The organism is Parabacteroides sp. MSK.9.14, assembly GCF_019041495.1.
In the GTDB taxonomy this organism is placed as follows: domain Bacteria; phylum Bacteroidota; class Bacteroidia; order Bacteroidales; family Tannerellaceae; genus Parabacteroides; species Parabacteroides merdae.
Window position 1 is genome coordinate 63,813 of record NZ_JAHPXO010000016.1, and the last position, 25,921, is coordinate 89,733.

A 25,921-nucleotide genomic window follows, 5' to 3' on the forward strand; every position below is an offset into this window, starting at 1 on the left:
ATGGAAAACAAGGAAAGAAACATCACGCCCGAAGAGGCGATAATCCTATGGCATGCCTCGCGGCTTGACCTTTCGGAAGACTACGAGCAGGCACCTGAAATCCTGAAGGTGCAGGGCTCCGTCATTGGCACGTTGGGAAACTTCAGCGCATCAATTGGGAAAGCCAAGAGCAAGAAGACATTCAACGTCTCCGCAATCGTGGCTGCTGCGCTGAAAAATGGAACGGTACTGAACTATACGGCGGAACTGCCCGAAAACAAGCGGAAAATACTCTATGTGGACACCGAACAGAGCTCCTACCACTGTGCGAAAGTGGCAAGGCGCAGCCTGCGCATGGCGGGACTGCCGACAGGCAGCAACCATGAGAACCTTGAGTTCCTCGTCCTGCGGAAATACACGCCCGAAGAGCGTATAGCAATCGTGAGGGAGGCAATCTACCGGACTGAAAACGTCGGGCTGGTAATCATTGACGGAATACGGGATATGGTGTACGACATCAACAGCCCCGGCGAATCCACGAAAGTAATCTCCCTGCTGATGACATGGACGGGAGAAAGGAACATCCACATCCATACCATACTGCACCAGAACAAGGGGGACGAGAACGCAAGGGGGCACATCGGAACCGAGCTAAGCAACAAGGCGGAAACGGTGCTGCAAGTGGAGAAGGACAGCAAGAACCCCGACATAAGTACGGTCAAAACCGCACATATCAGGGCGGTGGACTTCGAACCGTTCGCATTCCGCATCAATGAGGAAGCATTGCCCGAACTGCTGGAGGACTACCAGTTCAAGGACAAGGATGAGACAAAAGGAAATAGGGAGAAGTTCGACCCGTACAAGGACATCACCGAGCGGCAGCACCGCATCGCACTGGAAGCGGCGTTCACCCTGAAAGACGAATACGGCTATCAGGAACTTGCGGAAGCCTTGCAGGAAGCATACGCCTCTGTCAGTGTCACGCTTGGAGACAACAAGGTGGTAAAACTCATCACCATGCTCAAAAGCAAGCGGATGATAGTGCAGGAGAACGGCAGGAAATACACTTTCAACCCCGACTTCCACTATTAGCGGCACAGGCAGGAAACCACTTTACTTTAGTCAGGGTATATATATGTCAGAGTAAAGTGAAGTGTTCCGGTTGCTGATAAAAGCACTTTACTTTATTCCCGTACCATATATATACGGAAGTAAAGTAAAGTGGATACAGCCCGTAATATACGGAAAGGTACGGGCGAAAAGAAAAAACAATATCCACTTAAACAGAAACCTACATGAATACGAATGAAGCGAAACAGATACGCATAGAGGAATATCTGCACAGTCTCGGCTACGACCCGGTAAGGAAACAGGGCGACAGCCTATGGTACAAGTCACCATTCAGGAATGAACGGGAACCGTCCTTCAAGGTCAACACGGAACGCAATCTATGGTACGATTTTGGCACAGGCAGGGGCGGGAACATCATCGCACTGGCGCAGGAACTCTACGCATCCGACAGCCTGCCCTACCTTTTGGAACGGATAGCGGAGCAGGCGCCCGGCGTGCATCCGGTCTCCTTTTCTTTTGGCAAGCAGGCACTCTCAAAACCGAGCTTCCAACAGTTGGAGGTGGTGCCGCTCTCTTCCCCCGCCTTGTATTCCTATCTGCGGCAGAGGGGGATAAATACGGAGCTGGCGAAAAGAGAATGCAGGGAAGTGCGCTATCTGACCGACGGCAAACCATACTTTGCCGTCGGCTTCCCCAACCGTTCGGGAGGCTACGAGATACGCAACAAGTTTTTCAAAGGGTGCATCGCACCGAAGGACATCACCCACATACGGCAGGAACAGCCGAGGGAGACCTGCTGCCTCTTCGAGGGCTTCATGGACTACCTCTCCTTCCTCACCCTGCGGCTGGAAAGGTGTCCTGACTGCCCCGACCTTGACGGGCAGGACTACATCGTGCTGAACTCGACTTCCAACCTATCCAAAGCAATCCGACCTTTGGGCGGTTACGGACGCATCCATTGCTTCCTTGATAACGACAAGGCGGGAATGGAAGCTGTTCAGGAACTGCGGGAGGAATACGGGCTGCGCGTCCGGGACGCATCGCACATATACGGAGGCTACAACGACCTGAACGACTACCTTTGTGGTAAACGGTCAGAACAAGCGGAACGGTGGCAGGAGAAACCGGAACCGGAGAAAAGCCAACAGAAGACAGAGCAACCGGAGAGGATAGGCAAAGGTATCAGGATGTAACCGTACATGCCAACGGAAGGCTTTGAAAAAAGCCATAGCTCATTAGGGCTTTTTCTTCACGCAATGCACGCATCGCTAAAAAAGCCCCAATGAGCAAAAGGGACGCCGCCCCTTTTGAAACCCCGGAGCCATGCGGCATGGGAGCAAGGCAGGGGAAGTATTAACCGAAAAAATGTATTACAGTTATGGGATATGCAGTTTTGCATTTGGAAAAGGCAAAGGGTGCGGACGGCGCAATGTCCACACACATAGAGCGCACCGTCCACCCGAAGAACGCGGACAGAAAGCGCACGCACCTGAACCGGGAACTGGTGCAGTTCCCCGAAGGAGTGAAGAACCGTACGCAGGCGATAGCACACCGGATAGAGACGGCAGGCATCAAACGTAAGGTGGGCACCAACCAGGTAAAGGCAATCCGGGTACTACTCACCGGAAGCAACAAGGACATGAAACAAATGGAAGCGGACGGGCGACTGGACGACTGGTGCAACGACAACCTGAAATGGCTCCGGGAAACATACGGGGAGCGGAACATCGTGTCGGCAGTCCTGCACATGGACGAGAAGACACCGCACATACACGCCACTATCATACCGATAGTGACCGGGGAGCGCAGGAAAGCCAGAAAGGAAGAACAGAACGGGAAAAAGAAATACCGCAAGAAGAACACGCAGGATGTACGGCTGTGTGCCGATGACGTCATGGCAAGGCACAGGCTGAAACACTATCAGGACACCTACGCACAAGCCATGAGCAAATACGGCTTGCAAAGAGGAATAGACGGTTCACTGGCAAAACACATCTCCACCATGCAATACTACAAGGAACTGGTAGAGCAACAGGACAGCCTGCAGGAGAACATAGAAACCCTGCTGGGGCTGGAAGAGGAGGCACAGAAGAAACTGAAAAAGGTCAAAGGGGAAATCAACGTGCAGAAGATGAAGGGGGCGGCGGTGAACGCCACCACAGCCATAGCGGACGGGGTAAGTTCTCTTTTGGGCGGCAGCAAGGTCAGGAGGCTGGAAGCGGAGAATGAGGGCTTGAAGCAGGACGTTGTGAATCTGCAAAAGCAGGTGCAAGCCGAACAGAGGGAGCAGAAGAACATGGAGAACCGCCACAACAGCGAGATAATCAGAATAGACCGGAGTTACCAACAGAAAATTACAGGGTACGACAATAGGCTGAAACAGATAGACGCCTATTTCCCTATCGTAACGGAACTGCTGCCCATAGCCGAACAATGCCGGGAAGTGGGGTTTACCGAGGAACTGACAAGGCGAATCGTCAGCCTGCAGCCCGTAGGGTTCAAAGGCAGGCTCTATTCGAAGGAACACAAGGAGAAGTTCAGGACGGAGCACTCAACGGCTACCGTAGAGAGAAACCCACAAGAGAAAGGTAAATTCCAGCTGTGTATTGACGGTATGCCGATACTTGAATGGTTCAGGATGAAATTCAAAGAGCTCAAAGAAAAGCTGGGTGTAAGCCACACCCAAAAAGAAGAAAACAGACCGAAGAGGGGATTAAGGTTATAAAACACAAGAAATGAGAAAATAAGAATGGCTTTTACAGAGTTTATTTGATTATTTTTCATACTTTTGCATCGGATTGAGCACACACTCTCTCCAGACATATTAGTAAAGAAAGAAGCGTTATGCTTATCTTGTAGATGAAAACGTAGGAAATTTTCAAAGAGTACAAGGGATAGCATAGTGGTTCTCACGCTATAGCGTGGGCTGCTATATCCATATCTGTACTCAAGGTATTTTTCCTACGACCTTCATCTAAGACGTGGCATTGCAGTTCCACGCTTCGTGTTTTTATAAACTTCTTCATGGAGCTGGGAAGAATAAAAAATATTGTAGTACATGACTAAAAAGTTACTATGTTTTGTATTTCTTACGGTTTCAATATTTGCTAATGCACAAAACCGTTATGACACTCCCGCTAACGCAACATTTACTAACACTTATGTTCCGATGACACATGAAGAAATGATGTTAAGAGCGGCGGCAGAAGTGTATAGAGAGAAGCGAGCTCGAGAAGATTTTGACAAGTATTCACGGACTGCTTATGAATACCTACAAAAGAAACAAATTGGATATTTTACGAGTTATGCCAATGCTGCTTTAAGTACTGGCTATTACAATAGCCAGTTATACTACAATTTGGGAATATCATACTACTTGTCTGGACAAAAAAGAAAAGGAAAGAAATTTCTAAAAAAGGCTTTAAAAAAAGGCTTTCTTGAAGCAAATCGTGCATTGTTCGCGATAAAGAAAAAGGAGATATTATCTTATTCATGGTTTATATATTAAAAATTACAATTATGAAAACATTATTTACAATCGTTCTTTTATGCATTTCTACCCTATTATGGGGACAGAATTATACGCAAAAATACAATGAGCTATATGATAGAACAGAGTTTTACAATTCCTATGGCAATCTCATTGGATATGCCAAATATAACTCATTATATGACCGCTTAGAGTATTACAATGCAAACGGAGATTTGTTAAAAACAGAACAATATAATAGCTTATATAATAGAAAAGATATCAAAGATCAATACGGAAACCAGCAGGGTTATGAGAAAAGAAACAATCTTTATAACCAAAATGAAGAATATGACTCATATGGCAATGTAAAATATAAGAAAAAGTGGAATGACTTATACCAACGATATGAGATTTACGATACTTATGGGAATATGGTAGGTTACTATAAATGGAATGAGTTATATAGACGGTGGGAGTTTATCTCCAAATAAATAGAATGTTATGAAAAATATACTTTTACTTCTTTCGTTTTTAATGAGCATATTTACTATGCACTCTCAAAATATTCAACAATTGGAAGCTAAACCTTCCTTTAAAGGGATAACTATCGGAATGCCAATATCTGAAATATCTAATAAATTGAGTTTTGAGAAAAGTTCAAATGGTTACTCTATTTACAAAGTGACAGATGCTTATTATTATAGCATTTTTAATGTAACTATGAATTATGTAAGAGTTATCGGTTTGAATGGAAAGGTACATGCTATAGAAGTGATAAAAATGGTTAAAGATACGAATGAACATGCTACAGTATTTGACGCAAGTGAACTGGATGTTATTCAAGCAGGTCTGACCAGATTATATGGTGACCCCCAATATAAGCTAACTGAAAACAATTCCCAATATAATAGAATAGGAGTACAGTGGATTTCTAATAGCAAGGAAGCTAACTGTTTTATTGACTTTTATGGAACTTTTGTCGGATATAAACTACAGTTCTCTTTATGTGAACATAGTGAGGATTTTTAGTATTAAACATACGTTTTATAGTAGCGGGACGAGGATGTTTTCTTGTCCCGCATTTTTACCCTACGTGTAGTTATTAAAGTAAGTAATAACAAATATTTGAACAACTAAAATTGGAGTTAAGACGTGTAAATGCTAAACAATACAAAAACACCCAATTTTACATTAACGGGTGTAAAATTGGGTGTTATTTTTGTAAACTATTGATTTTCAATGTTTATTGCGGTGCGTACGGGACTCGAACCCGCGACCCCATGCGTGACAGGCATGTATTCTAACCAGCTGAACTACCGAACCATAACTTTTATCCTGCAATCTCTCTCGATTGCGATGCAAAGGTATATATTATTTTGAATCTTGCAATAGTTTCACGGCAAAAATTTACGTCGGATAGATTATTTTTCTACTTTTGCCTTTCATATAAATAATAACAATCATGAAGAATACTCCGGTAGATTATCAGACAGCCAGAAAGATTATAGATGGCTACGGACTTCCCGATTTCGGGAAAGCGACGATCCGCGAGGTCGTTGCCATATCCACACAACTTGAACAAGAGACTAAAACAGAATTTATCCATATGGAAATGGGTGTTCCCGGACTGAAAGCAGCCCAAGTCGGTGTCGATGCCGAGATCAAAGCTCTTCAAGATGGCGTCGCCTCTATCTATCCGAATATCAATGGCACATCCGATGTAAAAGCGGAAGCATCTCGTTTTATCAAGGCATTTATCGATATCGATATTGCGCCGGAAGGCTGCGTTCCCGTAACCGGCTCCATGCAGGGGACATATGCATCGTTTCTCGTTTGCGGACAATGTACGCCGGGAAAGGACACGATTCTCTTTATCGATCCGGGGTTCCCTGTCCAGAAGCAGCAGATCACAGTCATGGGCTATAGATACGAATCGTTCGACGTGTACGAATACCGGGGCGAAAAACTCCGGGACATACTGGAACAATATCTCTCCAAAGGCAACATCGCAGCCATGATCTACTCCAATCCCAACAATCCGGCCTGGTTCTGCCTGACGGAAGAAGAGCTGAAGATCATCGGAGACATGGCAAACAAATATGACACGATCGTGATCGAAGACCTGGCCTACTTCGCTATGGACTTCCGGAAACCGTTGGGAAAGCCGTTTGAAGCACCTTTCCAGGCAACAGTTGCCCGTTATACGGATAATTACATTTTGCAGATTTCGGGATCAAAAGCATTCAGCTATGCCGGCCAGCGTATTGGGGTCACGGCAATCTCCGACAAACTATATCACCGAGCCTATCCCGGACTGACACAGCGCTACGGAGGAGGAACGTTCGGAACTGTATACATTCACCGCGTATTATATGCCCTGTCGTCCGGCACGAGCCATTCGGCGCAGTTCGCATTGGCAGCCATGTTCAAAGCTGCGGCAGACGGAACGTTCGATTTTATTTCGGAAGTAAAAGAATACGGACGCCGAGCAGAAAGATTAAAAAAGATCTTTACCGATTATGGTTTCCGGATCGTCTACGACCATGACCTAGACGAACCGATCGCAGACGGATTTTATTTCACGATCGCCTATCCGGGAATGACAGGAGGAGAACTGATGGAAGAACTTATTTATTACGGTGTAAGCGCCATTTCATTAAGCACGACAGGTAGTAACCAAGAAGGCCTACGCGCTTGTACATCTTTTATCAAACCGCATCAATATGCCCTGCTCGAAGAGCGCCTGAAGCTATTCAAAGAGAATCACACCGCATAATTAACACAGGCCGGGCTTTTATTTATGACTCATTAACATGAAAGCTCGGCTTTTCATTTGTTTGTTTAAACCAAAAGCTATATATTGTCGCTGTTTTATTAACCAGCAAGTATCCTCTGTCATGGCAATGTATAACAACATATTCAAGATAACTCATAATGACGTGCTTCCGGCCCAAGGAAGCATCTTGATATCAGAACCTTTTTTACAAGACGCCTACTTCCAACGTTCCGTCGTACTATTGGTAGAACATACTCAGGAGGGTTCGATGGGCTTTGTATTAAACAAGAAAACAGAGCTATCAGTCAACACCTTTTTTGCCGATTTACAGGGATTTCCGGAAATGCCGATCTATTTAGGCGGTCCAGTCAGTGCCAACCGCCTGTTCTTCATTCATTCTTTAGGAGATCTAATCATCCCTAACTCCCTTAAGATAAACGACCACCTCTATTTCGACGGCGATTTCAGCGCATTGATACATTATATCCAGAACGGACACTCTGTCGACGGGAAAGTGAAATTTTTCTTAGGCTACTCCGGGTGGCAGGAAGGACAACTGCACAATGAAATAGATCAAAATTCATGGGTCGTAAGTCATGCATCCAACCGGAATGTGCTACTTGCCGAAGGTGAAGGCTTCTGGAAAAAATCGCTCGAATCGCTCGGAAGCCAATATGAAACGTGGACCAAATACCCGAAAGAACCCTCGCTGAACTAGAGATTTATGATTTACATGTCGATAATAAATTATAAATCACAAATTCCTCTCATTGATTTTCTGCATCGTCAAGACGTCCGAATAACCATTTTTAGTCGTTATCCAGTCTGTCAGTATACCTGTCACGGTAAAGCCGCAACGGGCAAAAAGGGCTTTGCTGGGTTCGTTACCTATCGGGATATGCACAAAGAGTTGATGCAACTTCAAATAAGAAAAAGCATATTCGGCCAATAACTCCAGCGCTTCTGTCGCCAGTCCGTTCTTCTGGTAAAGCGGATCGACCAGTATGCCGACTCCCGCCCTGCGATGATGCGGATCGAAATCATACAAATCCAGCATACCGACCGTTGCGCCCGTGGAACAAAGGTCGATCATCAGGCGCAATTGCTTCAAATCAAATATACCCCGGTGAGATTCTGCTATATATTCTTTCAACAGATAGCGGGAATAAGGCGCCAACGTGTTCCCAATCTCCCACCATTCGGGATTATTTTCCCACGAATAGAGCAATTCCAAATCTTCCGGTTCCGGGGCGCGAAGGCAGACTGTCTTGTTTTGAAGTAAGTTCATTTTTTATTAACAATTAACAATTGACAATTAACAATAAGAAATCGCTCAACGCAATTTTCAATTGTCAATTATCAATTCTCCATTAATAACTATATGATAGTTGATCCTTTTATCGGCCACCTTGTCCATCAATAAGAGCATCTGCTCGAAACGGGCATCCGGGTAGCAGAATACCAAATCGGTAAAGCGCTTCATCTGATTGCGACGACAGATAGCATCCATCACACGCTCTTCATTCAGATTCCAAAGATTGACATATTCCAGATCTGGCATCCGTTTCACACAGGCTGCTTTCACCTTTTCAAACTCTTCTTCCCGACAAAGCACCAGTAGGCGACGATGTTTCGCCCGGGGTTTTCGTTTCAACCCCAACATACCGCCGGCAACGGAAAGGGATGCTTTCAACAGAACAGCCAAACGGATGAGCATGCTCATCAGCCAACCGGAATGCGGATAATATTTCCGGTAGAATATCAGCATGGCCCCATAAAAGGCTTTCACATATTTGATATCGCCATGCTTCGTGCTCTCTCCTTTATAATGAAGGATACGTTCAGGAATATAATAATTCACATAGCCTCCCTGCACGATCCGGTAAGACAGATCGATATCTTCGCCATACATAAAGAAAGACTCATCCAACAGTCCCACTTTATCTAACGCCTTACGGCGAAGAAACATGAAAGCGCCCGCCAGAACTTCGACCTTATGCTGCTTCTCCTTATTCAAATACGGCAGGCTGTAACGGGCAAACAGGCGTGAAGAAGGAAACAATTTCGACAATCCGAATATCTTGCAAAAAGACACCCAAGGAGAGGGAAAACTCCGTTTACTCTCCGCCAAGAAAACACCGTGCCCGTCCAACATCTTCACCCCGATTCCTCCCGCCTCCGGGTGTTCGTCCATAAAGAAACAAAGAGAACGCACGCTTTCTTCGCCTATCACAGTATCGGGGTTCAGCAGAAGGACATATTCTCCGCTACTGATCCGGATCGCCTGGTTATTCGCTTTGGCAAACCCCGGATTATCCTTATTCTCGATAAAAGTGACTTCCGGAAAACGCGGGCGAAGATATTCGACCGAACCGTCGGCCGAATGATTATCGACAACCAGTACTTCCGCCTCCATCCCTGCTATGGCAGCACGCACGGAACAGAGACACTGTTCGAGAAAATATTTTACGTTGTAGTTAACAATTATAATTGAGAGTTTCATGGGGATTTATGATTTATCAATGCTGCGTAAATCTTAAATTATAACTCTGTTATAGTTTGATGGAGTCGTTGAAGCTGGTGCGGTTCACGATGGAACGCCCCAACGTTATCTCATCGGCATATTCGATTTCGTCGCCAATAGAGACACCGCGGGCGATGACCGATATCTTCACATCATAGGAAGAAAGCTTGCGGTAGATGAAAAAATTCGTCGTGTCGCCCTCCATCGTCGTACTGAGTGCCAGAACGACTTCCTTCACTTCTCCTCCGGCAACCCGCTGTACCAAGCTGTCGATCTGCAAATCACCTGGACCTATCCCGTCCATCGGCGAAATAATACCGCCCAAGACATGATAAACACCGCGGAACTGCCCCGTGTTTTCGATCGCCATCACTTCCTTGATATTCTCGACCACGCAGATCGTAGAATGATCACGCTGGCAGTCGACACAGATAGCACACACGTCATCGTCGCATATATTATGGCAGACCTTACAATATTTGACATCACGACGAAGTGCCAACAGCGCGGACGCAAACCCTTCCGTGTAACCGACATCACGGCGAAGCATATGGAGCGCCAGCCTGAGTGCTGTTTTCCGCCCCACTCCCGGCAATGACGACAATTCGTTCACTGCATTTTCCAATAAGACTGATGGATATTTTTGATTCATTCGTTTGTTTATCTTCTTCCACCGCAAAGATAAGTAAAATCTCCCTTATATATTGGCTTTTTCTCTATATTGCATAAGTTGTCCGCTTAATGGCAAACGATCGTCCGCCACCAAGCGGACAACTTATAAGATGAAATTCTACCGTCAAATGTTCCTATACCGGCAGCTACTTCCTCATAAACAATGCACTTGTTTCTTACCAAGAAATAATGTAGCTTTGCGATGATATATCCGATAATTCTAACTAAATATAAACACCGTGAAGAAAGAAGATGAAGAAAAGGTGAGCGGGCTACCGGAAAACGCCTACAGAGAACTGAAAGAAGGTGAGGTATATAAACCCATCCTATCACCCGACAAACAGTATCGGGAAGTAACCCCTTGGTCCGTATTCTGGGGACTCGTCATGGCCGTCCTGTTCAGTGCGGCAGCGGCTTTCCTCGGACTGAAAGTTGGACAGGTATTCGAAGCCGCCATCCCGATCGCGATCATAGCAGTCGGATTATCCAGCGGGTTCAAACGTAAAAACGCGCTGGGCGAAAATGTCATTATCCAGTCCATCGGGGCAAACAGCGGCGTGATCGTGGCAGGCGCCATATTTACGCTGCCCGCCCTTTACATCTTGCAGGACAAGTATCCAGAGATCACGATCAATTTCTTCGAAGTATTCATGAGTTCGCTCTTGGGCGGCATCCTCGGTATCCTGCTCCTGATCCCGTTCCGGAAGTATTTCGTATCGACCATGCACGGCAAATATCCATTCCCGGAAGCGACTGCCACCACACAGGTATTGGTGTCCGGCGAGAAGGGAGGCAACCAGGCAAAGCCGCTTATCTATGCGGGTCTGGTCGGAGGTCTGTACGACTTCATCATCGCGACTTTCGGCTGGTGGAGCGAGACAGTCAGCACGCGCATCGTCGGTGTCGGCGAGATGCTGGCTGACAAGGCAAAAGTCGTGTTCAAGGTGAATACCGGTGCAGCAGTGTTGGGTTTGGGCTATATCATCGGATTGAAATATTCGGCCATTATCTGTGCCGGCTCATTCCTAGTATGGTTGGTAATCATCCCGTTGATGTCTGCCATTTTCGGCTCCGAAGTACTGACATTCGGCAATGACGCCATTACGCAGACGGTAGGAAGCATGAGTGCGGAAGAGATTTTCACCACCTACGCCCGCCACATCGGTATCGGAGGCATTGCGACTGCCGGTGTGATCGGGATCATCAATTCATGGGGGATCATCAAAGGAGCCGTAGGGTTGGCAGCCAAAGAGCTGAAAGGAAAAACGGGAATCGTGCAAACGGAAGAGATCCGTACACAGAAAGACCTTTCGATGAAAGTGATCGCTATCGGCATCTTCGCAACGTTGATCGTGACGTACCTGTTTTTTCACTTCGGCGTGCTGGACAACTGGTACTACGCGTTGATCGGGCTGTTGATCGTCGGTATAATCGCTTTCCTTTTCACAACCGTTGCCGCCAATGCGATTGCCATCGTCGGGACCAATCCCGTATCAGGCATGACATTGATGACCTTGATCTTGGCATCTATTATTCTGGTTGCCGTCGGGCTGAAAGGGACAGCCGGCATGGTATCGGCACTGATTATAGGAGGTGTGGTATGTACGGCGCTTTCCATGGCCGGCGGTTTTATCACAGATCTGAAGATCGGATATTGGATCGGCAGCACACCAGCCAAGCAGGAAAGTTGGAAATTCCTCGGAACCCTGGTATCGGCAGCAACTGTAGGCGGTGTAATCCTGATCCTGAATCAGACATACGGTTTCACAAGCGGGCAACTCGCCGCTCCGCAAGCCAATGCAATGGCGGCGGTTATCGAGCCATTGATGAGCGGCTCGGGTGCTCCCTGGGCACTGTATGCCATAGGAGCCGTACTGGCCATCATCCTAAACTTCTGTAAAATTCCGGCATTGGCATTTGCATTAGGCATGTTCATTCCGCTGGAGTTGAACACGCCGTTGCTGATCGGAGGCGCCATCAGCTGGTATGTAGGAAGCCGTAGCAAAGACCAAGCTCTGAACAGTGTACGTCTGGAAAAAGGAACTCTGCTGGCATCCGGTTTCATCGCAGGCGGAGCCTTGATGGGAGTCGTCAGCGCAGCCATGCGTTTCGCCGGCATCAACCTAGTCGATATCAAATGGATGGAAAGTAATTCAGCCGGGGTACTGGCCATCGTGATGTACATCCTGCTAATCGCCTACTTGGCAATTAGTTCGTTAAAAGCAAAGGAAGAAAAATAATAATAATTTCAGATTTATGAATTATGCGTCGATGATAAATCATAAATCTGAAATCATAAATCATAAAAGCATTGGAAGCACCAGTAGTCAACGTCGGCATTATGACGGAAAAGGCCGTTTCGTTTGTATTTCATGGAGAGTATGTACATACGGAAACCGGAAAGTTCCTGACTGGGGAACAACGCGCGTTATTTGTAAACGGCAATATCGTTTACAACGGGAGGTTGTTTAAAGAAATATTCTTTGAACCGGCTTCCCCTTCCTCGTCTTTCGAATTGAAGGCAGTCACCATAGGCCGTAACTTCCATTGGCAACGGCAAGAAGACCAATGTTTCAAAGGGGCTTTCAACCTGGTGACTGGCGAAAATGGAATTGTAGTCATCAACCAAGTGGATGTGGAAGAATATCTGACCAGCGTCATTTCTTCAGAAATGAGCGCGCAGGCTTCGAAGGAACTGTTAAAGGCACATGCCGTCATTTCACGCAGCTGGCTGCTCGCACAGATCGAAAAGAACTTCCGCCTGGGAAGGAAAGAGGAGAAGCAGCAAAACTGTTACCGAGATAACGAGCAACTGATACGCTGGTACGACCGCGAAGACCATAACATTTTCGATGTCTGTGCCGACGACCATTGTCAGCGCTACCAAGGAATTACCCGTGCTTCCAACCCGATCGTCCAAGAGGTGATCCACGAAACAAAGGGAGAAATACTGGTGAATGGCGAAACGATCTGCGATGCCCGCTTTTCCAAATGTTGCGGAGGTGTGACGGAACAGTTCGAACATTGCTGGGAACCGATCCCCCATTCTTACCTGACAGCATTGAGGGACAGTCGGGAAACAACTTTTCCGGACCTCACTCAGGAAGAAGAGGCCCGGAAATGGATTCACTCTGCTCCTAACGCTTTTTGCAATACAGCCGACAAAAAGATCCTCTGCCAAGTGTTGAACAACTACGATCAGGAGACGACAGATTTTTATCGCTGGAAAGTATTCTACAAGCAGGAAGAATTAGCCGAACTGATCCATCGTAAAAGCGGTATTGATTTCGGTCAGATTCTGGATTTGGTTCCCGTCAACCGAGGAACTTCCGGCCGTATTGAAATGCTGAAGATTGTCGGGACACATCGGACCTTTACCATCGGCAAAGAATTGGAGATACGCCGGACCTTGTCCGAAACACATCTGTACAGCTCGGCTTTTGTCGTGGACAAAGAAGATATACAATTCGATATCCCCGGACGTTTCGTCCTGACCGGCGCCGGTTGGGGACATGGCGTAGGGCTATGCCAGATCGGGGCCGCCATGATGGCAGGCGAAGGATATGATTACCGGCAGATTCTCTCCCATTACTTTTCTGGAGCTTCTATTGAAAAACGATATTGAGGGATTTCAGATTTATGATTTATCATCGACACATAAATCAAAAAGGCTGCATATCCGAAGATCGCAGCCTTTTCTTTATTGTGTTTACCTATTTGTCTCCGGTTTTGTAAACCGGTCGCCTTGACTCTCCCGAGCTCCAGCTGATACAAAGGAACAAGAAATTAATAACATACGCAAAACAAAATATACAAAAAGCCCAAATTTTCCTACGAAAACAAAAATTTCACCGATGAATCGAGAAATATTACAGATCGTTTTCATTTTTTATCCGCATCTTTGCCTAAAATTAAGAACAAATCATGAATAGCTATATCATCCTCTTTATTATAGTCGCTTATTTCGGAATCCTTCTACTGATTGCCTGGATCACAGGGCGGAAGAGCTCAAGCAATGAAGCGTTTTTCCTTGGTAACCGTAAATCACCTTGGTACATCGTATCAATCGGAATGGTCGGGACATCGCTTTCAGGTGTCACATTCGTTTCTGTTCCGGGGATGGTACGCAGCATAGACATGACCTATATGCAGACGGTTTTAGGGTTCTTTTTTGGATATATACTGATTGCCAAAGTGTTACTACCACTTTATTATAAGCTGCAACTAACTTCCATCTATTCGTATTTGGATGACCGGATCGGGCAGCATAGTTATAAAACAGGGGCTTCCTTTTTCCTTCTGTCCAAGATCGTAGGGGCGGCGGCGAGGCTCTATTTAGTTGTGTTGATCCTGCAACATTATGTTTTCGCGTACTGGAACATATCTTTCGCCGTAACAGTCGTTATCAGTATTTTCCTAGTCTGGCTCTACACCTATCGGGGTGGTATCAAAACAATCATCTGGACAGACACACTTCAGGCTTTATGCCTAGTCGCCATGCTAATCGTAATTATCTGGCAGGTGAAAGACAAGATGCAACTGGATTTTGCAGGCATGGTGCAGACCTTGCAAGCCAGCCAGCACTTCCGTATCTTCGAGTTCGGAGACTGGCACAGCACACAACATTTCATGAAACAGTTTTTTAGCGGCATCTTTATCACCATCGTAATGACTGGCCTCGATCAAGACATGATGCAGAAAAACCTTTCCTGCAAGAGTTTGAAAGACGCACAAAAGAATATGTACACTTATGGCTTTGCTTTCACACCGGTTAATTTCTTGTTCCTTTCGCTTGGCGTCCTATTGCTGACGCTTGCATCGCAGCAACAGATCGAACTGCCCGCATTGAACGACGATATCCTCCCAATGTTCTGCACCTCCGGCATATTGGGACATTCGATCCTGATCTTCTTCACAATCGGTATCATCACGGCAGCGTTCAGCAGTGCAGATTCTGCCTTGACAGCCCTTACGACCTCTTTCTGCATTGACATTTTAGGGGTCGAAAAGGAAAAGGCACAATCTGCCAAACGTACCCGATTGGTAGTCCATTTAATGATCTCCATCCTTTTTGCTATCATCATACTTGCATTTAAGGCAATCAATAACCGGAGCGTGATCGATGCCATTTATATGATCGCGTCCTATACATACGGTCCGCTACTCGGCCTTTTTGTATTCGGGTTATTTACAAAAAAACATCCTCGTGACAAATTTGTTCCTTACATTTGTATCGTCTCTCCTTTGCTCTGTTTCCTGACAGATTATTTAGTGAAACAGCATACGGGATATGCTTTCGGCTATGAGATGTTGATGCTAAACGGAGCTATCACGTTTGGGGGATTGTGGCTTAGTTCAATTGGCAATGGACAATTGACAATTAGAAAAAAGAGTATTAACACATGACAAGCGACGATGGCAAGAGACATTCAATTGTCTATTGTCAATTGTCTATTTAAAACACCGTTTCAATGGAAATCAAAAGTGCAGAATTTGTTATCAGTAACACAAACGTAAAAAAATGTCCCACAGGTGACCTGCCGGAATACGCTTTTATCGGGCGTAGCAATGTTGGCAAATCCTCCCTTATTAATATGCTAACTGGAAAAAAAGGGCTTGCCATGACCTCGCAGAAACCAGGAAAAACGTTGCTTATCAACCATTTCCTCATCAACGGACAATGGTATTTGGTCGATCTCCCTGGCTATGGTTTTGCCCAGCGGGGAAAAGAGGGACGCGAAAATATCCAACGGATCATCGAAGATTATATCTTGGAACGCGAACAACTCACGAATCTGTTTGTCCTGATCGACTGTCGCCACGAACCGCAAAAGATCGACTTGGAGTTTATGGAATGGCTCGGGGAAAACGAAATCCCCTTTTCTCTCATCTTCACAAAGATCGACAAAATCAGTAAAGGTCGTTTGCAGGAAAACCTGAAAGTCTACCAGACGAAATTATTAGAATCATGGGAAGAACTTCCCCCCATCCTCCTCTCCTCTTCCGAGAAGAAAGAAGGAAGGGATAAAATCCTTAATTACATCGACGAGATCAATAAAAGTCTATAGAATTTAGAACGCTCAATCGCAACTTGGGGTGATAAGAGGTACGGGTGGTATGGAAATCGCCAACAACTTTACCGAAGCCGGCATAGCTATACCAGCTTCGAGGGGGCAACACCCCGCTGAGTACAGTTGACCAGCCACCGTACTACTATCTCCACGCTTTAACGGTCCCATCAAGTCAATTTGCTATGAAATAATTTCTTTCCTGCTGAAAAAGAGCTACATTTTTGAACATTACAAAACCTAAATAAATAAAAATATGAATAATACATTGAATTTACAAGGAGAACGTCTCGGGCTGTTCAACCCAATTACCGGTCTTGACAACAAAAGTTTTGCCAAGGTAAAAAAGAATGTCAAAAGGCTTATCCACGATCTCCAACGAGGAAAGATGGAATCGGACAGCAAGAAAAGAAGCACGAGCAATCTATGCCTGGCATAAGAAAAATATAGGAATAAATACAGCGGACAAATTCGTCAACGGGATTCTGACAAATGATCGAAATAAAAAAGTCCGGTAAAGACACCAAACCCTTACCGGACTTTTCTTTTTTCACCGTTTAATAGCTGATTTTACACCCCACAAAATAACTGCGCGGCATTCCGGGACCGTAGATATATTTGGAGTCACGGTCCTTGCCTTGATCGAAATCACTCTGATAGGCCTCGAATATGTTTTGTACTCCGGCATTCACCTGCAAAGTCACCGATTTATACAAAGGAAAGTCGTAAGCGACCTTCATATTCAAATCAAAGAAATCAGGCGTTTTCTCTTCCCGGTCTTCCGGAATATAGCCGGCCAGATGTTGAACCAGCATGGTTCCCGTATAAGTACCAGTGAAAGAAATAGCCAGACGTTTGACCGGAGTAAAGGTGGAGGTAAAATAACCGTACACATCCGGCGTACGGAACATTTTTTTCTGTGCCGGCAGATCCGGGTTTGTCTCACTCCAAGTAACGGCTTCTTTATAACGGCTGCGCTGGATGGTGGCACCCGCCTGAAGTTGCAGCCAGGCATACGCCATCTTTCCTTCCAAATTGACTCCCATCACGCGGGCTCCATCCTTATTGCGACGTTCCATAATCAGGTTTCCCTGATCGTCATGCCCTTTTTCTTGCAAGAAGAACACATCGCTCAGATCCGTATAAAAACCTTCCACCAACAGGTTCAACTGAACCGGACCGAAACGATGATAGAAATCTGCCGAGGCACTGATACTCTTGGACTTCTCCTCTTTCAAGTCCTCAGCAAGCTGGATAATCGCCACTTCACCACCGACGGCCGCCACATGCAAATCTTCGTCAAACGCCTGCGGAGCACGGAAACCGCTCGAATAAGATAAACGAAGATTGATGTCCTCGGTCGGATTGAAACGGACATTCGCACGCGGACTAAAGATCAGATGATCGATCAGATTATGTTTGTCGAAACGACCGCCGATCAGAAAGCTCCATTTCTCATTCTTCCACTCGTTCTGCAAAAACAGGCTACCGATATGAACCGTCTGGTCCACGATACGATTATATCCTAACATTTCGTCCTTTAGCTCGTCAAAATTATATTCCAGGCCGCCGGTAAATTCTGCTGGCATAAACAAACATTTATCAACCGAATAGGAATACTGCGAACCGGCAACAATCGTCATGTCCGTCGTATGCCCGTATGCATCCGGATTACGATTAGTCCCGTAATAACTCTTCCGGTTCGTATGCTGCGCAGAAGTATAGACGTTCAGGCGATGTTTATAATCTTTGGAGAACAGATCGAACTTCAGACCACCGCCATTGATACTGTGATCTGTCTGTTCTGCCACCCACGCTTCATGAGGCGGTCGGTTAATCTGGTCGCCACCACGACGATATTCGCTTATATTATGATATTCGAAACCCAGTTTAGAATAGGTGCTTGTCTTCAGATAAGAACGGAAACCGACTGTTCGGGCTTCCAACTGGCCAAGTTCGGAGAAGCCGTCTCCGTCATGATCGTAAGCTGAACGATGACGGCTCTGCCCGAAAAGATAGACGCCGGCTTTATGGTCGTCTGTCACCAAAGAAGCATTCAAGGTCGTGTTATTGTCCGGGCGACTTCCTCCGATCATCGTCAGCGAATGGGCAATCTGGGCTGAGTTGCGCAAAGGCTCTTTTGTAATGATATTGATCGTACCTGCAATCGCCGAAGAACCAAAAAGAGCGGAACCGCCACCACGCATGATCTCGACACGCTCGATCATATTGGCCGGAATCTGTTCGAGGCCGTACACACCCGTCAGTGCACTGAATATGGGACGACTATCCACCAATATCTGCGTGTAAGGACCTTCCAGTCCATTGATACGCACCTGTTGGAAACCGCAGTTCTGGCAATTGTTTTCCACCCGCACGCCCGGCTGGAAGTTCAGCCCGTCGGCAAGCGAAGTGGCATGCGTCGTCTCGAACATTTTCGAATCCAGCACGTTCACAAGCGACGGAGCCATACGCCGAGTCGTCTCGTTCCGGTTGGCCGAAACCACGACTCCATCCAAAGACAAGGCTTCTTCTTCCACCTCAAAGTTAATTTCCAGCGTCCTACCTTTTTTCAACATCACGGGCGTCTCGATCGTTTTATAGCCCATCGTCTTCATCACGACCGTAAACTCTCCTTCCGGCAGGTTCTTCAGATAATAATGCCCCGTGCCGTCAGTCGAAGTCCCGATAGTCGTCCCTTTCAAAAAGATCGTAATAAAGGACAAATGTTCGCCGGTTTTCCGGTCCACCACATGACCGACAATGTTCGCGTCCGATGGATTCAAGGCAGGACCCTCCTCCGCCCGCGCGATCGTAAAGGCACAGCACAGACACAGTATAAGTATAATAATTTTATTCATTTCGTTTGTTTTGATAAAATAATGATTAAAAAACAAATACACACCTTATGCATCTGCCGCTGGAAAGCCTTGCAGACAACAGCTGTTTCCATTGCACGAAAATTTTGTTTCATGCAATGGAAAATAAAGTTTCCTACCAGGGAAAATAAAGTTTCACCTATATGAAACAAACTGAAACTTTATTTTTACTATCTTTCAGAAGGTGAAAGCTTTTTGATACTCCACTAACGGACAGACGCTATTTTATCAGACAAAAGGAGGAGCGCGGAGAGACAGTTTCCCTAAGACAGGGACCAAATAATCCGGATAGACCGGATTATCAATTATTTTATAATTCGGTGTAACATAAATTTGTAGAAGCAGCGAATGGATGGCTCCATCCTGCACATGAACAGTCGTCAGCAAATGGAACAACTGGATTTCCGAAAGAGACGAGTGATGATGGTAGGTGCCGTCTGCCGCTCTCTCGAATGGATGCGAATGGACAATCGTCGTGCCATTCTCGACATGGACGTGCATAAATAAAGAAATACTACTGTAGTACACTATAAAAAGTGCCGGCAGCAGCCATTTCATATATTTAGCCATTGTCTGTTTCACATTCCCCCCCTATTAAATTAAAGGTGCGAAGATAAAACAAATAGCCGAGACCAGCAAACACACAAAATTCGAGCAACTAAATGTAAGCGACCGACACCATATTCATAATAATTTGTTACTTTTGTGTGCAATTTTCGAAAGACAAACAACAAATTAAAAACTATAAAATAATCTATGGCTAAGATCACTAAAGAAGAAGCACTTCGCTATCATGCGGAAGGCAAGCCGGGAAAGATAGAAGTCGTTCCCACCAAGCCCTATAGTACCCAGATGGATTTGTCGCTGGCTTATTCGCCCGGCGTTGCCGAACCCTGTCTGGAAATCGAAAAGAATCCGTTGGATGCTTACAAATATACTTCTAAAGGAAACTTGGTTGCCGTTATTTCGAATGGTACCGCCGTATTAGGATTAGGAGATATCGGTCCGTTGGCCGGCAAGCCGGTGATGGAAGGGAAAGGACTGTTGTTCAAGATCTTTGCAGGTATCGACGTATTCGATATCGAAGTGAACGAGAAAGACCCTGACAAATTTATCGAAACGGTAAAGGCCATCGCACCCACTTTCGGAGGCATCAACCTTGAAGATATCAAAGCTCCCGAATGTTTCAAGATCGAAACACGCCTGAAAGAAGAACTGGATATTCCAGTCATGCACGACGACCAGCACGGGACAGCTATCATCTCCGGCGCAGGCTTGATCAACGCGCTGGAGATCGCAGGGAAGAAGATCGAGGACGTGAAGATCGTGTTGAATGGCGCCGGAGCCGCTTCCATCTCTTGCACGAAACTATATATAATGTTGGGGGCAAGGAAGGAAAACATCATCATGTGCGACAGCAAAGGGGTTATCTCCACACATCGCACGGACTTGAACGAATCCAAGAAATTCTTCGCTACCGACCGCGACATCAAGACATTGACGGAAGCCGTCGTCGGAGCTGACGTGTTCTTAGGATTATCGGTCGCCAATGTGTTGACTCAAGATATGGTCCGCTCCATGAATACGAACCCGATCGTGTTCGCTTTGGCCAACCCGAATCCGGAAATCTCGTATGCCGATGCAATGGCCTCACGCGACGATATTATTTTTGCCACAGGCCGTTCCGACTATCCGAACCAGATCAATAATGTATTAGGATTCCCTTATATTTTCCGCGGCGCATTGGACACACACGCCAAAGCAATCAACGAAGAGATGAAATTAGCAGCCGTTTACGCAATCGCCGGACTTGCCAAAGAACCGGTTCCCGACGTCGTGAATGCTGCCTACAAACTGAAACGGACGACTTTCGGACGCGATTACATCCTGCCGAAAGCGCTCGACCCGCGACTCCTGACTCGTGTCTCCTGTGCCGTTGCCAAAGCAGCCATTGACTCGGGCGTATCCCGCCGGACGATCACCGACTGGGAAGGATATGCCAACCACTTGCGCGAAATGATGGGATATGACAACAAGCTGCTCCGTTCGTTCACCGATATGGCTAAAGCCAACCCGAAACGGGTGGTATTTGCAGAAGCCAACCACGGCAATATGCTGAAAGCCGCTGCCGAAGCGAAAGCCGAAGGTATCTGCATCCCTATCCTTTTAGGCAACGAAGAACGCCTGCAAAAGATCGCAGCCGAAGAAAATATCAGCCTCGAAGGGATCGAAATCGTCAACCTTCGTCACGACCGCGAGACAGAACGCCGCCATCGTTATGCCAAGATCCTGTCTGAGAAGAAAGCCCGCGAAGGTGTCACGTATGCGGAAGCCTGCGAAAAGATGGTCGACCGCAACGCATTCGGTATGATGATGGTTGCGACAGGCGATGCCGATGCTTTCGTGACAGGCGTTTACAGCCGCTATTCCGAAGTGACCAAAATGGCAGAGCAGATCATCGGTATCCGTCCGTCTTACACACATTTCGGTGCTTTGAATATCCTGACTTGCAAGAAAGGTACGTTCTTTATTGCCGACACGCTGATCAACCGCCATCCGTCGACAGAAGTACTGATCGATATCGCCCGCCTGACTCAAGATGCTGTGAAATTCTTCGCGCACGAACCGGTTATGGCGATGTTGTCCTACTCCAACTTCGGTTCCGACAAGCAGGGTAGCCCGCTGAAGGTCCACGACGCGATCGACTATCTGCACAAAAACTATCCGGACATGATGGTAGATGGAGAAATGCAGGTCAACTTCGCTCTGGACAAGAAACTGCGTGACGACATGTATCCGTTCAACAAGTTGAAAGGCAAAGATGTCAACACGCTGATCTTCCCAAACCTGAGTTCTGCCAACAGTGCTTACAAGTTGCTCGACACACTCGGCATCAGCGAAACGATCGGCCCGATCCAGATGGGTTTGAACAAACCGATCCACTTCACCGACGTGGAAAGTTCTACGCGTGACATCCTGAACCTGACGACTGTCGCTGTCGTAGATGCGATCGTACAGGAACAGATCGAAAAAGGAGAATAACTCGATTAAGCTTAATAAAAAAATAGCGATGAGGCATTGAAGTTTCATCGCTATTTTTTTGCTATCTGTATACGCTTATCGGAACAACTTCCCATCCTTTTCTCTATCTTTGTCTCCCAAAATTGTTTAGGTATCACATTTATGGCAACTACTACTAAAGAAATGACGGAGGGTGCTCCCCTGCCGCTTATTCTCAATTTCACCTTCCCCCTGTTGCTTGGAAATATATTGCAACAAACCTACTCGCTTGTGGATGCCGCTATCGTTGGAAAATTCTTAGGGATCAATGATCTGGCAGCAATCGGGGCAAGCACTTCGGTCGTATTCCTGATTTTAGGATTTTGCAACGGGTGTTGTTGCGGGTTCGGGATTCCGGTGGCACAGAAATTCGGGGCGAGAGACTACAAGACAATGCGACGGTACGTGACGGTCAGTTTACAACTGGCAGCCCTGATGTCGATCGTCATTGCGGTTCTGACAAGCGTATACTGTGCAGATATCCTGAGAAGTATGCAGACTCCGGAAAATATTTTTCACGGAGCTTACTATTATCTGCTCGTAACGTTTATCGGAGTACCTTGTACGTTCTTCTACAACTTGCTGTCCAGCATCATACGTGCACTCGGCGATAGTAAAACACCATTTTGGTTCCTGCTGTTCTCTACCGTATTGAACATCGTACTCGACCTGTTCTGTATCCTCGTGTTGGGATGGGGCGTGTTAGGAGCTGGTATCGCCACCGTCGTGTCACAAGGTGTGTCGGCACTTCTCTGTTATTTTTATATGTACAAGCATTTTCCAGTCCTGAAAGGGACGGCTGACGACCGCAAATTCCGCTTTCCACTGGCTAAAAATCTTTTATACATCGGAGTACCTATGGGACTTCAATTCTCCATTACGGCAATCGGCAGCATCCTGCTCCAAAGTGCCAATAACGCTTTGGGAACAGCTTGTGTAGCCGCATTCACAGCAGCAATGAGAATCAAGATGTTCTTTATCTGTGCCTTTGAAAGCTTAGGTATAGCGATGGCTACCTATACGGGGCAAAACTACGGAGCCAGAAAACCCGAACGCATCTGGCAGGGGATCAAAGCCAGCTCGCTGCTGATGATGATCTATGCCGTCTTCACTTTTACAATACTGATGTCGGCCTCCGACAAGATATCATTGCTGTTCGTAGACGCTTCGGAAACGGAAATACTTAAAAACACGGTACTCTTCCTACACGTTTCTTGCTATTTCTTTCCGATCTTAGGGCTGCTCTGTATCCTGCGCTACACCATACAAGGCGCAGGATACACCAATCTGGCGATGCTTTCCGGAGTTTCCGAAATGATCGCACGCACACTGGTCAGTATCTATGCCGTACCGATATTCGGATTCTTAGCTGTTTGCTTTGGCGATCCGACCGCCTGGATAGCAGCAGACCTCTTCCTCGTCCCGGCATTCATATATGTCTATCGGAAACTGAAAAAGAGCCTTAAGGAAAATTATGCAATCCCCAACAGTTCGACTTCGAACAGCAGTGTGGAATAACCGGGGATCGGACCGGATGTACGTGTCCCGTAGCCTAATGTATACGGGATATAAATCATCCAACGGTCTCCCACATGCATCCGCCGGAGCGCTTCCTGCCATCCTTCGATCACCTGATTGAGGCGGAATGCCTCCGGACATCCCCGTTTCCAGGAATTATCAAACTCGCGTCCGTTGGCCAGCGTTCCACGGTAATGGACAGAGACGACATCCGTCAGTTCCGGTGAAACCACACCGGTCCCTTTCTCTATCTCCTTATACAACACACCACAAGGGAGCTTGACGACTCCCTCACCGGTAGCCACCTCTTCTAAAAACCGTAGATTCTTTTCTTTATATTCTTCTTTCTTTCCCATTGTTATTCTCATTTCATTTCGTGGCAAAGATACAAAGCATCCCACGTATAAAATAAACAGAAAGAAATAAAAAGAGGCAAACAATTATACGGCAAGTCTGTTCTTTAATGGCTAAATCTAAACAAAAAATTATGCACATACGTACATGGTGTTATGCTGTGCTCTGCCTGTTCCTGCCGATAACGCTGCCGGCGCAGAAAGAGCACAAATACCTGGATCACGCATTACCGGAAGCGTGGCAGGAAAACGACAGTGATTTTCAACAGACATTACCGGTAGACGACCAGTGGTGGAAAAACTTCAATGATCCCACCCTGGACTCGCTGATTGAAGTAGCCGTAAAGCAGAACTACTCCGTACTGATGGCGGCAGACCGTATCGCTATGGCAAAAACCAATCTGCGTATACAACAAGGTAGCTATTCGCCAACCCTGGGACTCGCTGCCGGCTGGACCCGGCAACAAAGTAGCGGGCATACAAGCAACCTGCCGCAGACGATAACCCAATACAGCGATGCCGCCCTGTCTATGAACTGGGAAATCGATGTATTCGGAAGCATCCGCAACCGCGTAAAGGCCCAAAAGGAGAACTTTGCAGCCTCCAAAGAGGACTACAACGCCGTGATGGTCTCCCTTTGCGCCCAAGTGGCATCCGCCTACATCAACTTGCGGGAACTGCAACAGGAAATGGAAGTTGTCAAAAAGAACTGCCTGTCACAACAGGCGGTCGTCAAGATCACAGAAAAAAGGTACGAAACAGGGCTTGTCTCAAAATTAGATGTCGCACAGGCCTTATCCGTCTACTACGACACAAAAGCCTCTCTCCCCATGTTGGAAGCCGGAATCATCCAGTACACAAACGCTTTGGGCGTACTGATGGGACTTTATCCCTGGGACGTCCGGGAAATCATGGAAACACGGAAGCCATTGCCGGAATACATCGAGACAATCGGCATCGGCATTCCCGCAAACCTGCTACTACGCCGGCCGGACATCCGGGCGGCTGAACGCCTGGTAAACGCACGGGCGGCATCGCTCGGCGCCTCCAAATCAGACTGGTGGCCGAAAGTTTTCGTCAAAGGGTCGGTGGGCTTCGCATCTCATGATTTGGACAAACTGGTAAACCATAACAGTTTGACCTACGAGATCGCCCCGGCCATCTCCTGGAACTTCTTCCAGGGAACGAAGTTGGCGCAGGTGACACGGCTGGCAAAAGCCCAGCTCGACGAGTCGATCCGACAATTCAACCAGGATGTACTGACAGCTGTCCAGGAAGTGGACAATGCCATGAATTCCTACAAGAACTCGATCAAACAAATTGTCGCGCTCCGGGAAGTCGTCAATCAGGGGAAGCAGACATTGGAGCTTTCGCTCGACCTCTATAAACAGGGACTTACTCCTTTCCAGAATGTCCTGGACGCACAACGCTCCCTCCTTTCCTATGAAAATGAGCTGACACAAGCCAGAGGCTCCTCCCTGCTAAGCTTGATCCAGCTTTATCAGGCGTTAGGCGGCAGTTGGGAAAATGAAAATTGATAATTAAGAAT

The 25,921-nt window shown here is 46.7% G+C and carries 22 protein-coding genes and 1 tRNA gene; 16 read left to right on the forward strand and 7 right to left on the reverse strand.

Annotated elements, in window-relative coordinates; translation table 11 throughout:
- The 6 genes from KTG12_RS10285 (at position 1) to KTG12_RS10310 (ending at position 5,551) form a co-directional block, all read left to right on the forward strand.
- Complete coding sequence (locus KTG12_RS10285) at positions 1-1,071, forward strand: AAA family ATPase (RefSeq protein ID WP_216945431.1); 1,071 nt, start codon at positions 1-3, stop codon at positions 1,069-1,071.
- A 203-nt stretch (positions 1,072-1,274) separates the two neighbouring features.
- Positions 1,275-2,243, forward strand: coding sequence for a toprim domain-containing protein (locus KTG12_RS10290; protein WP_216945432.1), 969 nt, complete (start codon positions 1,275-1,277; stop codon positions 2,241-2,243).
- Positions 2,244-2,428: 185 nt separating this feature from the next.
- The gene (gene mobV, locus KTG12_RS10295) at positions 2,429-3,775 is read left to right on the forward strand and encodes a MobV family relaxase (RefSeq protein ID WP_216945433.1); all 1,347 of its coding nucleotides are present in this window, start codon (positions 2,429-2,431) and stop codon (positions 3,773-3,775) included.
- Positions 3,776-4,108: 333 nt separating this feature from the next.
- Positions 4,109-4,558 carry a hypothetical protein gene (locus KTG12_RS10300; RefSeq protein WP_008659974.1) on the forward strand — a complete coding sequence of 150 codons (450 nt, stop codon included), beginning with the start codon at positions 4,109-4,111 and terminating at the stop codon, positions 4,556-4,558.
- A gap of 11 nt (positions 4,559-4,569) precedes the next feature.
- On the forward strand, positions 4,570-5,013 hold the full coding sequence (locus tag KTG12_RS10305; RefSeq protein WP_008659973.1) for a hypothetical protein: 444 nt from the start codon (positions 4,570-4,572) through the stop codon (positions 5,011-5,013).
- 10 nt (positions 5,014-5,023) lie between these two features.
- A complete protein-coding gene (locus KTG12_RS10310) occupies positions 5,024-5,551 on the forward strand; it encodes a hypothetical protein (RefSeq protein ID WP_216945434.1) in 528 nt (175 codons plus the stop codon).
- Positions 5,552-5,771: 220 nt separating this feature from the next.
- On the opposite strand, the gene KTG12_RS10315 is transcribed toward KTG12_RS10310, so the two are convergent.
- Positions 5,772-5,845: transfer RNA gene (locus KTG12_RS10315), tRNA-Asp, on the reverse strand.
- A 139-nt stretch (positions 5,846-5,984) separates the two neighbouring features.
- On the opposite strand from KTG12_RS10315, the gene KTG12_RS10320 reads away from it, so the two are divergent.
- A complete protein-coding gene (locus KTG12_RS10320) occupies positions 5,985-7,298 on the forward strand; it encodes a pyridoxal phosphate-dependent aminotransferase (RefSeq protein WP_138273222.1) in 1,314 nt (437 codons plus the stop codon).
- Between the two features lie 121 nt (positions 7,299-7,419).
- Entirely contained in the window at positions 7,420-8,016 is a 597-nt protein-coding gene (locus tag KTG12_RS10325) for a YqgE/AlgH family protein (RefSeq protein WP_005643750.1), read from the forward strand.
- Positions 8,017-8,052: 36 nt separating this feature from the next.
- Here the strand turns inward: KTG12_RS10325 and KTG12_RS10330 are convergent, their stop codons facing one another.
- From KTG12_RS10330 to recR, 3 genes are read right to left on the reverse strand one after another with little or no spacing between them, the layout of a single operon-like run.
- On the reverse strand, positions 8,053-8,586 hold the full coding sequence (locus KTG12_RS10330) for a GNAT family N-acetyltransferase (protein ID WP_022322252.1): 534 nt from the start codon (positions 8,584-8,586) through the stop codon (positions 8,053-8,055).
- A gap of 57 nt (positions 8,587-8,643) precedes the next feature.
- Positions 8,644-9,801, reverse strand: coding sequence for a glycosyltransferase family 2 protein (locus KTG12_RS10335; RefSeq protein WP_122122297.1), 1,158 nt, complete (start codon positions 9,799-9,801; stop codon positions 8,644-8,646).
- Positions 9,802-9,850: 49 nt separating this feature from the next.
- Positions 9,851-10,474: a recombination mediator RecR gene (recR, locus tag KTG12_RS10340; RefSeq protein WP_005643753.1), complete on the reverse strand. Its 624-nt coding sequence runs from the start codon at positions 10,472-10,474 to the stop codon at positions 9,851-9,853.
- Positions 10,475-10,733: 259 nt separating this feature from the next.
- Between recR and KTG12_RS10345 the strand changes: the two genes are divergently transcribed.
- The 5 genes from KTG12_RS10345 to KTG12_RS10365 all read left to right on the forward strand — a co-directional run bounded on the left by KTG12_RS10345 (position 10,734) and on the right by KTG12_RS10365 (position 17,001).
- The gene (locus tag KTG12_RS10345; RefSeq protein ID WP_138273223.1) at positions 10,734-12,734 is read left to right on the forward strand and encodes an OPT family oligopeptide transporter; all 2,001 of its coding nucleotides are present in this window, start codon (positions 10,734-10,736) and stop codon (positions 12,732-12,734) included.
- Between the two features lie 71 nt (positions 12,735-12,805).
- A complete protein-coding gene (locus KTG12_RS10350) occupies positions 12,806-14,119 on the forward strand; it encodes a SpoIID/LytB domain-containing protein (protein ID WP_022322256.1) in 1,314 nt (437 codons plus the stop codon).
- Positions 14,120-14,418: 299 nt separating this feature from the next.
- Positions 14,419-15,900 carry a sodium:solute symporter gene (locus KTG12_RS10355; RefSeq protein ID WP_022322257.1) on the forward strand — a complete coding sequence of 494 codons (1,482 nt, stop codon included), beginning with the start codon at positions 14,419-14,421 and terminating at the stop codon, positions 15,898-15,900.
- A 65-nt stretch (positions 15,901-15,965) separates the two neighbouring features.
- Positions 15,966-16,562, forward strand: a complete 597-nt coding sequence (gene yihA / locus KTG12_RS10360; RefSeq protein ID WP_005639345.1) for a ribosome biogenesis GTP-binding protein YihA/YsxC — start codon at positions 15,966-15,968, stop codon at positions 16,560-16,562.
- A 256-nt stretch (positions 16,563-16,818) separates the two neighbouring features.
- Complete coding sequence (locus KTG12_RS10365; RefSeq protein ID WP_005639343.1) at positions 16,819-17,001, forward strand: hypothetical protein; 183 nt, start codon at positions 16,819-16,821, stop codon at positions 16,999-17,001.
- A gap of 118 nt (positions 17,002-17,119) precedes the next feature.
- Here KTG12_RS10365 and KTG12_RS10370 read toward each other — a convergent pair whose 3' ends face one another.
- Entirely contained in the window at positions 17,120-19,423 is a 2,304-nt protein-coding gene (locus KTG12_RS10370; RefSeq protein WP_046452298.1) for a TonB-dependent receptor, read from the reverse strand.
- A gap of 246 nt (positions 19,424-19,669) precedes the next feature.
- On the reverse strand, positions 19,670-20,023 hold the full coding sequence (locus tag KTG12_RS10375; RefSeq protein WP_005649948.1) for a hypothetical protein: 354 nt from the start codon (positions 20,021-20,023) through the stop codon (positions 19,670-19,672).
- A 174-nt stretch (positions 20,024-20,197) separates the two neighbouring features.
- On the opposite strand from KTG12_RS10375, the gene KTG12_RS10380 reads away from it, so the two are divergent.
- Entirely contained in the window at positions 20,198-22,483 is a 2,286-nt protein-coding gene (locus KTG12_RS10380) for an NADP-dependent malic enzyme (RefSeq protein WP_216945435.1), read from the forward strand.
- 141 nt (positions 22,484-22,624) lie between these two features.
- A complete protein-coding gene (locus tag KTG12_RS10385; RefSeq protein ID WP_005639330.1) occupies positions 22,625-24,019 on the forward strand; it encodes an MATE family efflux transporter in 1,395 nt (464 codons plus the stop codon).
- Here KTG12_RS10385 and KTG12_RS10390 read toward each other — a convergent pair.
- The gene (locus KTG12_RS10390; RefSeq protein WP_005639328.1) at positions 23,974-24,375 is read right to left on the reverse strand and encodes an FKBP-type peptidyl-prolyl cis-trans isomerase; all 402 of its coding nucleotides are present in this window, start codon (positions 24,373-24,375) and stop codon (positions 23,974-23,976) included. The two genes, KTG12_RS10385 and KTG12_RS10390, sit on opposite strands and share 46 nt — an antisense overlap.
- Positions 24,376-24,506: 131 nt before the next feature.
- Here KTG12_RS10390 and KTG12_RS10395 point away from each other — a divergent pair, with 131 nt between their 5' ends.
- A complete protein-coding gene (locus tag KTG12_RS10395) occupies positions 24,507-25,910 on the forward strand; it encodes an efflux transporter outer membrane subunit (protein WP_046452344.1) in 1,404 nt (467 codons plus the stop codon).
- The last annotated feature ends 11 nt before the right edge of the window (positions 25,911-25,921 follow it).